Below are 17,042 nucleotides of genomic sequence, written 5' to 3' on the forward strand. Positions count from 1 at the left end.
TGTATCAGCTGTCGTAACCCAGGTTCGGCGCCAGCCAGCGCTCGGTGACGCTCAGATCCTGGCCTTTACGCGCGGTGTAGCTCTGCACCTGATCCTTGTCGATCTTGCCCACGGCAAAGTACTGCGCCTGCGGATGGGCGAAATACCAGCCACTGACCGCAGCGGCGGGGAACATCGCGTAATGCTCGGTGAGGAACACGCCGCTGCGTCCGGCACGCATTTCAGCCGCTTCGGGATCAAGCAAGGTGAACAGTGCGGCTTTCTCGGTGTGATCCGGGCAAGCCGGGTAGCCGGGAGCGGGGCGGATGCCACGGTATTGCTCTTTGATCAGCGCATCGTTATCGAGCGTTTCATCCTTGGCATAACCCCAGTGCTCTTTACGCACCTGCTGGTGCAGCCATTCGGCGCAGGCTTCGGCCAGGCGGTCGGCGAGGGCCTTGACCATGATCGAGTTGTAGTCGTCGCCCGCGTCCTGATAGGCCTTGGCCACTTCTTCGGCGCCGATGCCGGCGGTGGTGATGAAGCCGCCGACGTAGTCGGTGACTTCGCTGTCTTTGGGCGCCACGAAGTCGGCGAGGCAGAAGTTCGGTTTGCCGTCGGTCTTGATGATCTGCTGACGCAAGTGATGCAGCTTGGCCAATGGCTTGCCGTTATCGTCGTACAGTTCGATGTCGTCTTCGTTGACCTGATTGGCCGGCCAGAAACCGAACACCGCACGGGCGCTGATCAGCTTTTCGTCGATCAGCTTGGTGAGCATTTCCCGGGCGTCCTTGTACAGCGCAGTGGCAGCCTCACCGACCACTTCGTCTTCGAGGATGCGCGGGAACTTGCCCGCCAGGTCCCAGGAGATGAAAAACGGCGTCCAGTCGATGTACTCGGCCAGCACGTTCAAATCGATATTGTCGAGCACTTTGCTGCCGGTGAAGGTCGGTTTGACTGGCTGATAACTGGCCCAGTCGAATTGCGGCTTCTTGGCGATGGCGGCGGCGTAGCTCAGGCGTTCGGTGCGGGCGCTGCGGTTGGACGTACGCTCGCGCACGTCGATGTATTCCAGGCGGGTCTTCTCGACGAACCCGGCCTTGAGCTCCTTGGATAACAACTGAGTCGCCACGCCGACGGCGCGCGACGCGTCGGTCACGTAGACCACGGCATCGTTGCTGTACTTCGGCTCGATCTTCACCGCGGTGTGCGCTTTCGACGTCGTTGCGCCACCGATCATCAGTGGCAGATGGAAATCCTGACGCTGCATTTCGCGGGCAACGTGGACCATCTCGTCCAGCGACGGAGTGATCAGGCCGGAGAGGCCGATGATGTCGCACTTTTGTTCTTTGGCAACCTGCAGAATCTTTTCGGCCGGAACCATCACGCCTAAGTCGACAATGTCATAGCCGTTGCAACCGAGCACCACGCCGACGATGTTCTTGCCGATGTCGTGCACATCGCCTTTCACCGTGGCCATGAGGATCTTGCCCTTGGCTTCCGGCTTGTCGCCTTTCTCCAGTTCGATGAACGGAATCAAGTGCGCCACGGCCTGCTTCATCACGCGGGCGGATTTCACCACTTGCGGGAGGAACATTTTGCCGGCGCCGAACAGGTCGCCGACGATGTTCATGCCGGACATCAGCGGGCCTTCGATCACTTCGATCGGCCGTGCGAACGACTGTCGGGATTCTTCGGTGTCTTCAACGATGTGCGTGGTGATGCCCTTGACCAGTGCGTGTTCCAGACGTTTGTTGACGTCCCAGTTACGCCACTCTTCGGTCTCGGCTTCCTTGACGCTGCCGTCGCCCTTGTACTTGTCGGCGATGGCGAGGAGGGCGTCGGTGCCGTCCGGGGTGCGGTTGAGGATCACGTCTTCGACCGCGTCGCGCAGCTCGACCGGGATCTGATCGTAGATTTCCAGCTGGCCGGCGTTGACGATGCCCATGGTCAGCCCGGCGCGGATCGCGTAGAGCAGGAACACCGAGTGAATCGCCTCACGCACCGGGTTGTTGCCACGGAACGAGAACGACACGTTGGACACACCGCCGGAGCTCAGCGCATACGGCAGCTCATCGCGGATGTAGGCGCAGGCATTGATGAAGTCGACGGCGTAGTTGTTGTGCTCTTCGATGCCGGTGGCGACGGCGAAGATGTTCGGGTCGAAGATGATGTCTTCCGGCGGGAAGCCGACTTCGTTGACCAGAATGTCGTAGGAGCGTTTGCAGATCTCTTTCTTGCGCGCTTCGGTGTCGGCCTGGCCGGCTTCGTCGAAGGCCATCACTACCACCGCAGCACCGTAGCGCTTGCACAGCTTGGCGTGATGGATGAACTGCTCGACGCCTTCTTTCATGCTGATCGAGTTGACGATGCCCTTGCCCTGGATGCACTTGAGGCCGGCTTCGATGACTTCCCATTTCGACGAGTCGATCATGATCGGCACGCGCGAGATATCCGGTTCGCCGGCGATCAGATTGAGGAAGGTGACCATGGCCTTCTTCGAATCGAGCATGCCCTCGTCCATGTTGATGTCGATGATCTGCGCGCCGGCCTCGACCTGCTGCAGCGCGACTTCGAGGGCTTCGGTGTAGTTGTCTTCACGGATCAGGCGGGCGAATTTTGCCGAACCGGTGATGTTGGTGCGCTCGCCGACGTTGACGAACAGCGAGCTGCGATCGATGGTGAACGGCTCCAGACCGGAGAGGCGGCAGGCCTTGGGAATGTCCGGAATCTGCCGCGGCGCGTAACCGGCCACGGCTTTGGCGATGGCTTCGATGTGGCCCGGCGTGGTGCCGCAGCAACCGCCGACGATGTTGAGGAAACCGCTCTGGGCGAACTCTTCGATGACTTTCGCGGTTTGCGACGGCAGTTCGTCGTACTCGCCGAATTCGTTCGGCAGGCCGGCGTTCGGGTGCGCGGATACGTGGGTGCTGGCCTTGTTCGACAGCTCTTCCAGGTACGGGCGCAGTTCGCTGGCGCCGAGGGCGCAGTTCAAACCCACGGAGATCGGCTTGGCGTGGGCCACGGAGTTCCAGAACGCCTCGGTGGTCTGGCCCGACAGGGTCCGGCCGGAGGCATCGGTGATGGTCCCGGAAATCATGATCGGTAGTTCGATGTGCAGCTCCTCGAACACGCCCTGCACGGCGAAGATCGCCGCTTTGGCGTTGAGGGTGTCGAAGATGGTTTCGATCAGGATCAGATCGGCGCCGCCCTCGATCAGACCTTTGGTGGCTTCGGTGTAGTTTTCCACCAGCTCATCGAAGGTGACGTTGCGGTAGCCGGGGTTGTTGACGTCGGGCGACAGCGAGCAGGTGCGGCTGGTCGGGCCGAGCACGCCGGCAACGAAGCGCGGCTTGGCCGGGTTTTCGGCGGTCTTGGCGTCGGCAATCTTGCGCGCCAGACGTGCGCCTTCTACGTTTAACTCGTACGCCAGCTCTTCCATGCCGTAATCGGCCATGGAAATGCGCGTGGCGTTGAAAGTGTTGGTTTCGAGAATGTCGGCGCCGGCGTCCAGGTAGGCTTTTTCGATGCCGCCGATCACGTCCGGACGGGTGATCACCAGCAGGTCGTTGTTGCCCTTGACGTCGCTCGGCCAGTCCGCGAAGCGTTTGCCGCGATAATCCTGCTCTTCGAGCTTGTAGCTCTGGATCATCGTGCCCATCCCGCCGTCGAGAATCAGGATGCGCTCTTTGAGGGCTTGCTTAAGAGCTTGAAGGCGGACGCTGCGATCGGACATGTGGACTACTCGGAAAGACCATTACGAAGGAGCGGGATCATAGCAAACCTGTGCGCTTTTGGAGCATGCGCAGCTTTTGCATGAATATCGCTCATGTTGGTACGGACGTCATAACGGTAGAATCGCAGCCTTTTTTACCATCAGGATCAGCAGCATGCCTTACCGCTTCATCAGTTTATGGTTGCTTGTCCTGAGCGGGAGCGTTGCGGCGCAAGATCCTGCCATTTCGTCTGTTATCTCCTATAGCCGGGATATACAGCCGATCTTCACCGAGAAGTGCGTGGCCTGCCATGCCTGTTACGACTCGGCGTGCCAGCTCAATCTGGGCAGTGGCGAAGGCGCCGCCCGTGGCGCGAGCAAGATGCCGGTGTACGACGGCGAACGTACCCAGGCTGCACCGACCACGCGCTTGTTTTACGACGCCTTCGGCAAGCGCGCCTGGCAGCAGAAAGACTTTTACTCGGTGCTCGACGCCCAGGGCAGTCAGGCCGCGCTGATGGCACGCATGCTTGAACTCGGCCACAAGACGCCGCTGACGCCGAACGCCAAACTGCCGGAAGAGATTGTTCTTGGGCTCAATCGCAACAATCTCTGCGCAATGCCTGCGGAGTTCGACGGCTATGCCGGCGCGCACCCGAAAGAGGGCATGCCGCTGGCGGTCACTGGCCTGACCGACCAGCAATACCAGACCTTGCAGCGCTGGCTGGCGTCTGGCGCGCCGATTGACGAGCAGAGCCTGGCGCCGAGTGCCAAAGAGGCCATGCAGATCCTGCAGTGGGAAAACCTGCTCAACGCCCCGGTGCGCGGCAGAGTCTGGTCGGGCGCTGGTTGTTCGAGCACTGGTATCTGGCGCACATCTATTTCAAGGAGGGTGAGCCGGGGCATTATTTCCAGTGGGTGCGTTCGCGTACGCCGAGCGGCCAGCCGATCGACCTGATCGCCACGCGCCGCCCCAACGACGACCCGGGCACACAGGTGTATTACCGCTTGTGGCCGGTGCAAGGGTGATCGTGCACAAGACGCACATCACCTATCCGCTGAGCGCGGCGAAAATGGCCCGGATCAAAAGCCTGTTCTACAGCGGCAACTGGCAGGTCAACGCGCTGCCGGGTTACGGGCCGCAGAGCCGCGCCAATCCGTTTGCTACCTTCGAGGCGATTCCGGCGCAGGCGCGCTATCAGTTCATGCTCGATAACGCTGAATACTTCGTCCGCACCTTTATTCGCGGCCCGGTGTGCCGTGGGCAGATCGCGACCGACGTGATCCGCGACAACTTCTGGGCGCTGTTCCAGGCGCCGGAACATGATCTCTACATCACCGACCCGAACTACCGCGGGCAAGCCACGCCGCTGCTGGCGATGCCGGGGCAGAACGACGATGTCGGCAGCGTGCTGAGTCTGTGGCGCAACTATCGCGACAAGCGCAACGAGTACGAAGCCCTGCGCCGTGACAGCTATGCCGAACTGCCGGCGCCGAGCTGGTCGACGCTGTGGGCCGGCAACGACAACGCCTTGCTGAGCATTTTCCGCCACTTCGACAGCGCTTCGGTGACCAAGGGGCTGATCGGTGAGGTGCCGCAAACCATGTGGCTGTTCGACTATCCACTGCTCGAGCGCACCTATTATCAGCTCGCGGTCAACTTCGACGTGTTCGGCAACGTCTCCCATCAAGCGCAGACGCGCCTGTATTTCGACCTGATCCGTAATGGCGCGGAGCAGAACTTCCTGCGCCTGATGCCCGCCGACTCACGTGAGGATTACCTCAACGATTGGTACCAGGACGGCGGCCAATTCAAGATGTGGCTCGATTACGAGGCCATCGATGACGACAAACCGACCGCATTGACGCTCGACGAGAAAGACCCGAAACACGATTTCGCCATGCAGTTGCTGGCGCGCTATGGCGATCTGAACGCGCGGCCAGACCCGATCAATCGCTGCGACGGCGCTTATTGCTCGCGACCGAATATCGATCCGGCGTTGCAGAACGCCGAGCAGGCCCTGAGCCGTCTGGCCTCGCGACCGGCCGCAGGGTTGAAAGTCATCGACCAGATGCCCGAAGCGACCTTGCTGCGTGTCGAAACCGCCAGCGGCAAGCGCGAGGTCTACAGCGTGCTGCGCAACCGCGCGCACAGCAACGTGGCGTTTCTGCTCGGTGAGTCACTGCGCTATCAACCGGGTCTCGACACCTTGACGATCTATCCGGGCGTACTCACCAGTTACCCGAACTTCATGTTCAACGTACCGGCCGAGCAGGTGCCAGCGTTTGTGGATGCGATGGAGAATGCCCGGGATGCCAACCGGTTCGAAAAGATTGTCGAGCGCTGGGGCATTCGCCGCAGTCATCCACAGTTCTGGCTGTATTTCCACGATCTGAGCCAGTACATCCACGAAACCGATCCGGTGGAAGAGGGTGTGCTGGATATGAACCGGTACGAGAACCTTTGAGCATTCGCAGGCATATGCCGGGATTCTTTCCCGACAAAAATACTAGGACTTTGTCAGCCGCGCCGATTGGCGTAAACTGCGCCCAAGCCTGCGAGGAGTTTTTATGACCGCTATTACCATTACCGACGCCGCCCATGATTACCTGGCCGATCTGCTCTCCAAGCAGAACACCCCAGGCATCGGCATCCGCGTTTTCATCACCCAGCCTGGCACCCAGTACGCCGAAACCTGCATTGCCTACTGCAAGCCGGGCGAAGAGAAGCCTGAAGATACTGCGCTGGGGCTGAAAAGCTTCACCGCCTACATCGACTCGTTCAGCGAAACGTTTCTTGACGACGCCGTTGTTGACTATGCCACCGACCGCATGGGCGGCCAGCTGACCATCAAGGCGCCGAACGCCAAAGTGCCGATGGTCAATGCCGACAGCCCGGTCAACGAGCGCATCAACTACTACCTGCAAACCGAGATCAACCCGGGGCTGGCCAGCCACGGCGGTCAGGTCAGCCTGATCGATGTGGTCGAGGACGGCATTGCCGTGTTGCAGTTCGGTGGCGGTTGCCAGGGCTGCGGCCAGGCCGACGTGACCTTGAAGGAAGGCATCGAGCGCACTTTGCTCGAGCGCATTCCTGAGCTCAAGGGCGTTCGCGACGTGACCGACCACACGCAGAAAGAAAACGCCTACTACTAAGGCGTTCGCTGCGAACATGAAAAACGGCGCCCCGTGAGCGCCGTTTTTTTATGGGCAACATTTGCTGTGCCCTATTCGCTAGCAGGCTCGCTCCAGATTGAAATGTATTCCCCTGTGGGAGTAAGCCTGCTCGCGAAAGCGCCTTCAAGGGCGATAAAGATGTGCATGCCCGGCGCGATACAGCGAAGACTCGCTGAACACCTCACTGCCCAGCACCCGCCCGACCAGAATCAGCGCCGTACGTCGAAAGCCTTTGGCCTCGACCTTGTCGGCAATGTCCGCCAACGTACCTATCACCCAATCCTGATCCGGCCATGTCGCGCGATGAATAACGGCAATCGGGCAATCTGCGCCGTAATGCGGCAGCAATTCAACCAGGATCTTCTCCAGATGATTGACCCCCAAGTGGATCGCCATGGTCGCGCCGTGCTGCGCCAGGCTGGCCAGTTCTTCCCCGCCGGCATCGCGGTCTTGTCGGCGTAACGGGTCAAAATCACGCTTTGCGAGATGTCCGGCAGAGTCAACTCGGCGCCGAGCAGCGCTGCGCATGCCGCGGTGGCCGTCACGCCGGGAATGATCTCGAAAGGAATGCCCAGCTCACGCAAGTAGCGAATCTGCTCGCCAATCGCTCCGTACAGACTTGGATCTCCGGAGTGCACGCGGGCCACATCCTGGCCTTTGGCGTGGGCGCTCTTGATCAAATCGATGATCTGCTCAAGGTGCAGCTCAGCGCTGTTGACCACGCTTTCGGCTTGGTGACCTTCCAGAACGGCCGCCGGTACCAGCGAACCGGCGTAGATAATTACCGGGCAGTTGCGAATCAGGCGCTGGCCTTTCACGGTGATCAATTCGGGGTCGCCGGGGCCGGCGCCGATGAAGTAGACGGTCATCGTTGAATCCTTGGTCAGAAGCGCAGCCGCAGATGAAGTGTGCTCATGATCGATGGCGGGGATTATCGGGATTTTATGCAGCGCCGGCCAACGCCAGCGTCGCCTGCGCATATTTCTGCCGGGGAATCAGCAGTTTCGCCGGCGCCTGGATCAGTTGCTCGGCCAGCGCCAGCGCGGCGCTTTCTGCCACGCCGTAGCAGCCGGTGCGCTCAAAGGCGATTTGCGATTGATGGCTGAGACGCTGTTGATAGGGCGCCAGCTCGGCACTGTTGAAATACTGCAGCGGCAGGTTCAGTTGGGTGGCCAGTTCAAGCAGACCCGGTTCGTCGCGCTTGAGATCGATACTGGCCAAAGCCCTGACTGCTCGCAGTTCAATGCGATGCGCCTGCAACGCCTGATCGAGTAACGCACGCAACGTACTGGCCGGGCAGCCGCGCTGGCAGCCGAAGCCGACCACCAGAGTCGGCGCTGCGCGGTCATCGGTCATGCCTGATAGTGCCCTGCGCTTTTGCGGCGGAACAACCAGGCGCTGATCAGGCCCAGAGCCAGCCAGAATGCAACGTTGGTCAGCTGCGAAGCGATTTTGAACTGGGTTTCCAATGCCTCTGGAGCGAGCATCGAATGCACCTGCGGTTGCGGCGCGCCGATTACATGCGGCACGGCGAGAATCGCCACACCAAGAAGCTTCATCAGCCAGTGACGACTGAAGGCGATCAGTGCCAGGCCGACGGCGGTCGAAGCGGCAGCGCCGATCCACCAGATCTGCCGCGAAGCCAGATCAGCGGCCGCAGTGCCCGGCAATTCAGGTGGCAGGCCCAAGGTCGGCGCGAGAACGAACGTCGCGTAACCGGCCAGACCCCAGAGCAGTCCTTGCGAGGTCTTGGTCGGCGCGCGCAGGGTGTACAGACCGGCAAGCATCAAGGCGAAACCCACCGCCACCACCAGATTGCCGCCAGTGGTCGAGACCACCCGCTGCCAGCCGTCTTCCGGCTCCCAGGCTTCGCCATCGTGGCTGTGCGCGGCAGTGCCAGCGGCGTGTTCGTGGACTTGCGTTACCGGTTCGGATTTCTCGAAGGTTTCCGCCTCCAAAATCAGTGGCGAAACCCAGAAACTCTGCAGCAAGGTCAGCAGCAGGGCGGCCAGCAAGCCGCTGAAGCCTGCGGTTTGCGCGATACGCTTGATCATCTCGGCAAGCCTCAGTGGCACGGGAACGCGGCGCTGTGGCGGGTATCGTGGGCGGCGTTGTGCACCGCTTCGATGTGCGAGAAACCGGCGAACCAGACCAGGCTGGCACCGAGGATCGAGGCGAAGAGGGCGGCGGCCACGCGTTGACCGAGTGTGGTACTGCTGGAAATGTGGTCAGTGTGGCTAACGGTATTGCTGATGATCGACATAGCGCTTCCCTCTGAAATGTCAGCGGGTAAACAGAGCGCATGAAAATCCCTGCGAGCCGGGCGCACAGGGATTTTGAACAGCGCCCGCCCACCGCGGGTTTGTTTGTGGTCAGCGGCGCTTGCGCGCGCTGGGTGTTGCGGGCCGGTCTCCGGGCTCACGAGGGGTTGGCACGAGGCCGACCTGCAAGCGTCACCTTCCCATGCCGGGGCACAGTGGATCTGACGCTTCGCTCGCTTACCGTTGCGGGGGCAGCACCGGACTGACATGGCTTTGAGTAAAGCACATGATTCACCGGTTTCCCGTTTCACCCTGTGAAGGGCACCCGTAACAAGGTGGGCAGGAGAACATGGGTTTGGGTTTTTAGTCAATTTCTGGGGGCAAAGCCTTTGCTTACTTTTTGCTGGGCCGGCATTCCGCTGTTTGAAAAAGTGAGTCGCTGCAAGAGCGAAACCGCCAGCGGCAGCCTCCGAAGCAACGGATATGCCCCGAACTCAGACTCACCGACCATTGACCCACGACGGACCCATGCGTAGCCTTGCGCTTTCGAGGTTCTTCGGCACTTGCCGAAGCTAAGAAGGGAACGCGGTCGAAGCCGCGGCTGCCCCCGCAACTGTGAACGGTGATGTTCGTTGCCACGCCACTGCCAGCTCAACCGATGAGCCAGCGGGAAGGCGCAGCGAATGCCAGGCCCCGCGCCTGAACGCCGTCAGCCAGGAGACCTGCCTCGTCACAGATTCTCACTACAACCGGGCGGGGTGATCCGGTGGCGAATGCTTCCGGCGTGCACGCGCGCTGCCGGTTCTCGTCCTGTATGCCCGCCGCTTGCCAAAGGGCATACCGATGAAAACACTGGCCAAACTCCCCGTCACCATCGTCACCGGTTTCCTCGGTTCGGGCAAAACCACGCTGCTACGGCACATGCTCGATAACGCTCAGGGCCGGCGCATCGCGGTGATCGTCAACGAGTTTGGCGAGCTCGGCATCGACGGTGAAATCCTCAAGCAATGCACCATCGGCTGCACCGAAGAAGAGGCCAGTGGCCGTGTTTATGAGCTGGCCAACGGCTGCCTGTGCTGCACGGTGCAGGAAGAGTTCTTTCCGGTAATGCGCGAACTGGTCGCCCGTCGCGGTGACCTTGATCACATCCTTATCGAAACCTCCGGCCTGGCCCTGCCCAAGCCGTTGGTGCAAGCCTTCCAGTGGCCGGAAATCCGCGGCGCCTGCACCGTCGACGCAGTCATCACCGTAGTCGACAGCCCGGCCGTCGCCGCTGGCACGTTCGCCGCGTTCCCGGATCAGGTCGATGCCCAGCGCAAACTCGATCCGAACCTCGACCACGAGTCGCCGTTGCACGAGTTGTTCGCCGATCAACTGGCCAGTGCTGACCTGGTCATCCTCAACAAAGCCGACCAGACCAGCGCGGAAGATCTCGCACGGGTGCGCGCTGAAGTCGCCGAAGAGCTGCCGCCAGCGGTAAAAATCATCGAAGCCAGCAACGGCCGTCTGCCGCTTGACGTGCTGATTGGCCTCGGCGCTGGCTCCGAGGAACACATCGACAGCCGCCACAGCCATCATGACCACCACCACGACGGTGATGACGATGACCACGATCACGACGCCTTCGATTCGATCTCCATCGAACTGCCGCAAGCTGACGAAAGCCTGCTGCTCGACGCGCTGACGCAATTGGTGGTGCAGCACGGCATCCTGCGGGTCAAAGGCTTCGCGGCGATTCCGAACAAGCCGATGCGCCTGTTGATCCAGGGTGTGGGCACGCGTTTCGACAAGCATTTCGACCGCCAGTGGGGTGCCGAGGAAGCGCGTATCACGCGGCTGGTGCTGATAGGTCAGGAACTCGATGCCGTGCAACTCGAAGCGCAATTGCGCGCCGCGCTCAGCGTTTAAGCCATGCACCTGCTCAGGACCCAGCCCGGCGGATTCGTCTCGGACGACAACATTGCCGATCTCGGACAAACCCCCGCCGAGCTGGTGATCCTGTGCAGCGGCGATTCCAGCCTGGCGCTGCTCGCCGAGGCTGCGCAGCAACTGCCCGAAGACTACCCGAGCCTGCGTCTGGCCAACCCGATGCAGGTGCAGAATCATGCCTCGGTCGACCTGTACGTCGACGAAGTGCTGCGCCACGCCAAGGTCATTCTGATCTCGCTGCATGGCGGTATTGCCTATTGGCGCTATGGCGTCGAGCGGCTGGTCGAGTTGTCGGAGCGCGGCGTGCAACTGATCCTGGTGCCCGGCGATGACCGCCCGGATCCGGAGTTGAGCGACTTGAGCACGGTCAGCGCCGAAGTCCGCGATCGACTCTGGCAATTTCTGCGTCAAGGCGGCATGGGCAATGCGCTGGATTTCTTCCATTGCCTGGGCAACCAATGGTTCGCCCGCGATTACCCGTGGAGCGAGCCGCAAACCCTGCCGCGCACGGCGATTTATCACCCACAGAAAAACAGCGCTGCCCTGAGCGATTGGCAAGCCGAATGGCGACCCGATCAACCCGTGGCGGCGCTGTTGTTCTATCGCTCGCATTTGCAGGCGGCGAACACGGCGTTCATCGATGTGTTCTGTCAGCGTTTGCAGGCAGCCGGACTCAATCCGCTGCCGATCGCGGTGGCCAGTCTGAAAGAACCCGGTTGCTTGTCGGTGGTCGAGGGCTGGCTGGATGAAGTCGAGGCGGGGGTGATTCTCAACACCACCGGTTTTGCCCAGTCCAGCCCCGAAGCGCCGCATCTGCGCCCGTTCCGCCGCAACATCCCGGTGATTCAAGCGATCTGCGCTCAGGACAACGAGCCCGGCTGGCGCGACAGCGAGCAGGGCCTGGGGCCGCGCGATCTGGCGATGCACATTGCTTTGCCGGAGCTCGACGGGCGCATCATCAGCCGACCGATCAGCTTCAAGGATCTGGCCTGGCGCAGCGAGCGCAGTCAGTCCGATGTGGTCTGCTACCGCGCTCAGCCCGAACGCATGGATTTCGTCGCCGAACTGGCGCGGCGTTGGGTTGCTTTGGCACGCGTGCCGAACGGCGAAAAACGCATCGCCCTGATCCTTGCCAACTACCCGACCCGCGACGGCCGCATCGGCAACGGTGTGGGCCTCGATACGCCGGCGGCGGCGCTGAACATCCTGCGGGCATTGCGTGCCGAAGGTTATCCCATCACAGCTGAGTTGCCCGACAGCGGCACCGAGCTGATCCAGCAACTGCTCGGCGGTGTCAGCAATGACCTCGACAGCCTCGATCTGCGTCCCTGTCAGCAGAGCCTGGCGATGGACGATTACCTGGCAATGTTCAACGCGCTGCCGGAGGCAAATCGCGCGGCGGTGGTCGAACGTTGGGGATCACCACACAACGATCCGATGTGCCGCGACGGCCGCCTGATGATCGCCGGTCTGCGTTTCGGTCTGACCTTTGTCGGCATTCAGCCGGCCCGGGGTTATCAGGTCGATCCGAGCGCGGTGTATCACGACCCGGATCTGGTGCCGCCGCACGGTTATCTGGCGTTCTATTTCTGGTTGCGCAACACCTACGGCGCTCACGGCGTGATCCACGTCGGCAAGCACGGCAATCTCGAATGGCTGCCGGGCAAGGGCGTTGGGCTATCGGAAAACTGCTGGCCGGATGCGTTGCTCGGGCCGCTGCCGAATATCTATCCGTTCATCGTCAACGACCCGGGCGAGGGCGCTCAGGCGAAGCGGCGTACCCAAGCGGTGATCATCGACCACCTGATGCCGCCGCTGACCCGCGCCGAAACCTACGGGCCGCTGCGCAATCTGGAGTTGCTCGCCGACGAATATTACGAGGCGCAACTGCTCGATCCGCGCCGCGCCCGTGAGCTACAGCGCGACATTCTGCAATTGGTGCGAGACACGCAGATCGACCGCGAACTGCAACTGGATGCTGCGCTGGACAGCGACGCCGATGCGGCGATCTGGTTGCCGCGTCTGGACACTTATCTGTGCGATCTGAAGGAATCGCAGATTCGCGATGGGTTGCACATATTTGGCGTATCGCCGAGCGGGCGCTTGCGTATCGACACGTTGCTGGCGCTGCTGCGCATCCCGCGCGGAGACGGCAAGGGCGCGCAGTCGAGCTTGTTGCGAGCGTTGGCCAAGGCGTTTGAGCTCGGTTTTGATCCGCTGGATTGCGCGTTGGCCGATCCCTGGAGCGGCCGGCGGCCGACCGAGTTGCAGACCATCAGCGAAGAAGTCTGGCGCACCGCCGGCGACACCCGCGAGCGCCTCGAATTGTTTGCCGCAGACCTGATCTCCCAGACACTACAAAATCCCTGTAGGAGTGAGCCTGCTCGCGAAGGCCTCGGGTCCGGCAATTCAGTTTTGAATGACACACCGCTTTCGCGAGCAGGCTCGCTCCACAGGGGCCAGGGTGGTCTGATGTGAATGAGATCATCCAGTCCCTGCGCGAAGTCGTCGCCCCGCGCCTCGACGCTTGCGGGCCGGCTGAAATGCGCGGTCTGCTCGACGCCCTCAGCGGTCGTTTCGTCCCCGCCGGCCCCAGCGGTGCGCCCAGCCGTGGCCGCCTCGATGTGTTGCCTACCGGTCGCAACTTCTATTCAGTGGACGTGCGCAACCTGCCGACCACCACCGCGTGGCGCATCGGGTTCCAGTCGGCAACGCTGATCCTCGAACGACATTTGCAGGATCATGGCGATCACTTGCGCCAGTTGGGCTTGTCTGTCTGGGGCACCGCAACCATGCGCACCGGCGGCGACGACATCGCCCAGGCCATGGCGCTGATGGGCGTGCGTCCGGTCTGGGCCACGGGCAGTCAGCGCGTGGATGACTTCGAAATTCTGCCGCTGAGTCTGCTCGATCGCCCGCGTGTTGACGTGACGCTGCGGGTTTCGGGGTTTTTCCGTGATGCGTTTGCCAATCTCATCCGCCTGTTCGACGCCGCCGTGCAAGCGGTGGCCGCGCTGGACGAGCCTGACGACTTGAACCCACTGGCCGCCAAAGTGCGCGCTGAACGTGAAGCGCTGCTGCAAGCGGGCATTGATGAGGACACCGCGCGGCGTCAGGCCGGGTGGCGCATCTTTGGCGCGAAACCGGGGCGTACGGCGCGGGAGTGCAAGGCGCTATCGATGGGCGTTTGTGGCAGACCCGCGAAGACCTCGCCGAGGTTTATCTGAATTGGGGTGCCTACGCGTACGGCGGCGCTGACGAAGGTACCGCCGCCCGCGAGCAATTCAGTCAGCGCTTGAGCCAGGTGCAGGCAGTGCTGCAAAACCAGGACAATCGCGAGCATGATTTGCTCGATTCCAATGATTATTACCAGTTCCAGGGCGGCATGCTCGCGGCGGTGGAGAGCCTGCGTGGCGAGGCGGCAGCCAGTTATCACGGCGATCACAGCCAGCCGGATCTGCCGAAGATTCGTACCTTGAAAGAAGAGCTGAACCGCGTGGTGCGCTCGCGCGCGGCCAACCCGAAGTGGATCGACGGGGTCAAGCGTCACGGCTACAAAGGCGCGTTCGAACTGGCGGCGACCGTTGATAATCTGTTCGCCTTCGATGCCACGACGCAGCTGATCGACGACCATCAATATGCGTTGCTGGCGGATGCGTACTTGCTTGACCCGGCGACCCGGGATTTTGTCCGTGAGCATAATCCCCATGCACTGCGCGACATGACTGAGCGCATGCTTGAGGCGCAGCAGCGCGGGATGTGGCAGGAGCCGGGAGCGTATAAAGAGGCGCTGGAAAACCTCCTGCTGGACATAGAAGAAGACACCTGACACAACGCGATCCCTGTAGGAGTGAGCCTGCTCGCGATAGCGATAGTTCAGCAAATCCATAAGTTGACTGATACACCGCCATCGCGAGCAGGCTCACTCCTACAGTTGAAACAATTCACCGACCATGAGCGAGTACCCAAAATGACCGACACCCCACATTTCCCGCTCTCCGCCGTGGTCGGCGCCGATGACTTGAAGCTCGCCCTGTGCCTGACGGCCATTGACCCGAAAATCGGCGGCGTACTCATCGAAGGGCCGCGCGGCATGGCCAAGTCGACATTGGCCCGGGGCCTGGCGGATCTGCTCGCCAGTGGCCAGTTCGTCACTTTGCCGTTGGGCGCAACTGAAGAACGCCTGGTCGGCACCCTCGATCTCGACGCTGCCCTGAGCGACGGGCGCGCGCAATTCTCCCCGGAGTATTGGCCAAGGCTGACGGTGGCGTGCTGTACGTCGATGAAGTCAATCTGCTGCCCGATCACCTGGTGGACCTGTTGCTCGATGTCGCCGCCAGCGGCACCAACCTGATCGAGCGTGACGGCATTTCCCACCGGCATTCGGCGAGGTTCGTCCTGATCGGCACCATGAATCCGGAAGAGGGCGAATTGCGGCCGCAACTGCTTGACCGGTTCGGCCTGAACGTCGCCCTCAGCGGGCACACCGCGCCCGCCGAGCGCGGACAGATCATTCGCCGGCGGCTGGATTTCGACAGCGATCCACAAGGGTTCTGCGCGCAATGGGAAAGCCAGCAGCAGATTTTGCGTTCGTGTTGTGAACGCGCCCGCGAGCGCTTGGCAGCCATCCCGCTGGATGATGCGGCACTGGCGCTGATTACCGAGCGTTGCTTTGCCGCTGGCGTTGATGGCCTGCGCGCCGATCTGGTGTGGTTGCGCGCAGCGCGCGCCCATGCCGCGTGGCGGGGGCGGATGCGATTGCGCAAGAGGATATCGACGCGGTGGCCGAATTTGCCCTGCGCCACCGCCGTCGCGAGCAGCCCTTGGCTGGCGCGGAGCCACAAGCGCAATCTCCGTCAGCCGCAGACAGCAAACCCAGCGAAGGGCAGGGCCAGTGGGGCGAGATGCCGGCAACGGCGCAAGCCACCGGTGCCCGCCGCGAAGTTCCGAGCTGGCCGCCGCTGGCAAAAAGCCCTAGGCATTCGCCCCCGATCCGATGCGGGGGCGAATGCCAGGCCCCGTGCCGGACAACTCGCCAATGGCCGCCAGGGCCAGCGGAATGGGGCCGGCAGCGGATCGGTGAACTGGCCGGGCACGCTCCTCAATGGCCGCCCCCGGCGCCGCGCCGATCTGCTGTTCCAGCAACGCACCCGCTCACCCCATGAGATCTGGCTGGTGATCATCGATGCGTCGGCTTCCACTCGTCGCCATCAGGCCTTGAGCGATGCCAAGGGCCTGCTCGCGCAACTGTTCGACGACGCTTACCGCCAGCGGGCGCGGCTGGCTTTGCTGACGGCCAGTGGCACCGCGCCGAAATGGCAGGTGCAAGGATTGAAGGCCTCAAGCGGCCTGAGCGTCTGGCTCGACGGCCTCGGCGCCGGTGGCGGCACGCCGTTGCTCGCGGCGCTGGCGCAGGCGCAGCAGTGGCTGACAGTGCGGCGCAAGCGCTTTCCCGCCGAACGGCAGCGCTGCCTGATCGTGACCGATGGTCGCCTGAAGGACGTGTCTGGGTTGCCCGTGCTGGCGTGCCCCGGATTGCTCATCGACATTGAGCGCGGGCCGATTCGCCTGGGCCGAGCGAAAGAACTGGCGACCGCGCTGCAAGCGCAGTATCAGCATATCGATGAGCTGGGTTTACGCTGAAATCCGCTGCGCCGCTCAAACCCTGTGGGAGCGAGCTTGCTTGCGAAGGCGTCTTCAGCAGCGCTGAAAATCTCCGGTCGAGTTCATTCATACAGATTTTGAAATGATTTGCCGCTGTGGAACGGGCCGGTCGACCCTGTACGCTCCAAGGCCATTTTGCATTCAGGATTTACATGAACACCCTCTCGGAGCCTCCCAGTCAGCATTCTCCAGCGCGCCTTCGCGCGGTCTTGATCCATTCGCAGCATCCCGTCTTCCGACTCCCGACTATGGTTGATAACGCGGCTCTTGAGCCTTCGCGTTGCACTTCGCCGTGTCCGGCAGCCTGAATTCACCGA

At 62.0% G+C, this 17,042-nt stretch carries 7 protein-coding genes, 4 pseudogenes and 2 riboswitches; of the genes and pseudogenes, 6 read left to right on the top strand and 5 right to left on the bottom strand.

All coding sequences use genetic code 11. The features are described 5' to 3' along the window. Positions 1 to 4 precede the first annotated feature (4 nt). On the bottom strand, positions 5 to 3,715 hold the full coding sequence (metH, locus tag LJU32_16595; protein WKV87359.1) for a methionine synthase: 3,711 nt from the start codon (positions 3,713 to 3,715) through the stop codon (positions 5 to 7). Positions 3,716 to 3,869: 154 nt separating this feature from the next. Here metH and LJU32_16600 point away from each other — a divergent pair. After that, a pseudogene (locus LJU32_16600) lies at positions 3,870 to 6,162 on the top strand (fatty acid cis/trans isomerase). 103 nt (positions 6,163 to 6,265) lie between these two features. Then, on the top strand, positions 6,266 to 6,850 hold the full coding sequence (gene nfuA / locus LJU32_16605) for a Fe-S biogenesis protein NfuA (GenBank protein ID WKV87360.1): 585 nt from the start codon (positions 6,266 to 6,268) through the stop codon (positions 6,848 to 6,850). A gap of 144 nt (positions 6,851 to 6,994) precedes the next feature. Here nfuA and cobM read toward each other — a convergent pair. The 4 genes and pseudogenes from cobM to LJU32_16625 form a co-directional block, all read right to left on the bottom strand. Then, a pseudogene (gene cobM, locus LJU32_16610) lies at positions 6,995 to 7,740 on the bottom strand (precorrin-4 C(11)-methyltransferase). Between the two features lie 73 nt (positions 7,741 to 7,813). Then, complete coding sequence (locus LJU32_16615; protein WKV87361.1) at positions 7,814 to 8,227, bottom strand: cobalamin biosynthesis protein; 414 nt, start codon at positions 8,225 to 8,227, stop codon at positions 7,814 to 7,816. Next, positions 8,224 to 8,925: a CbtA family protein gene (locus LJU32_16620; protein ID WKV87362.1), complete on the bottom strand. Its 702-nt coding sequence runs from the start codon at positions 8,923 to 8,925 to the stop codon at positions 8,224 to 8,226. The genes LJU32_16615 and LJU32_16620 overlap by 4 nt, the downstream gene beginning before the upstream one ends. Before the next feature lie 11 nt (positions 8,926 to 8,936). Continuing rightward, positions 8,937 to 9,134, bottom strand: a complete 198-nt coding sequence (locus LJU32_16625) for a CbtB-domain containing protein (protein ID WKV87363.1) — start codon at positions 9,132 to 9,134, stop codon at positions 8,937 to 8,939. Positions 9,135 to 9,256: 122 nt separating this feature from the next. Beyond that, positions 9,257 to 9,476: riboswitch (cobalamin riboswitch) on the bottom strand. A 188-nt stretch (positions 9,477 to 9,664) separates the two neighbouring features. Further along, positions 9,665 to 9,877: riboswitch (cobalamin riboswitch) on the top strand. A gap of 98 nt (positions 9,878 to 9,975) precedes the next feature. On the opposite strand from LJU32_16625, the gene cobW reads away from it, so the two are divergent. From cobW to LJU32_16645, 4 genes and pseudogenes are all read left to right on the top strand, one after another. After that, positions 9,976 to 11,040, top strand: coding sequence for a cobalamin biosynthesis protein CobW (gene cobW / locus LJU32_16630; GenBank protein WKV87364.1), 1,065 nt, complete (start codon positions 9,976 to 9,978; stop codon positions 11,038 to 11,040). Between the two features lie 3 nt (positions 11,041 to 11,043). After that, positions 11,044 to 14,890, top strand: a pseudogene (gene cobN, locus LJU32_16635) (cobaltochelatase subunit CobN). Between the two features lie 141 nt (positions 14,891 to 15,031). Then, positions 15,032 to 15,878: pseudogene (locus LJU32_16640) on the top strand (AAA family ATPase). Beyond that, on the top strand, positions 15,814 to 16,704 hold the full coding sequence (locus LJU32_16645) for a VWA domain-containing protein (protein WKV91127.1): 891 nt from the start codon (positions 15,814 to 15,816) through the stop codon (positions 16,702 to 16,704). Before LJU32_16640 ends, LJU32_16645 begins: the two are co-directional and overlap by 65 nt. The last annotated feature ends 338 nt before the right edge of the window (positions 16,705 to 17,042 follow it).

This window comes from Pseudomonas sp. B21_DOA (assembly GCA_030544685.1).
Lineage (GTDB): Bacteria > Pseudomonadota > Gammaproteobacteria > Pseudomonadales > Pseudomonadaceae > Aquipseudomonas > Aquipseudomonas fluorescens_AO.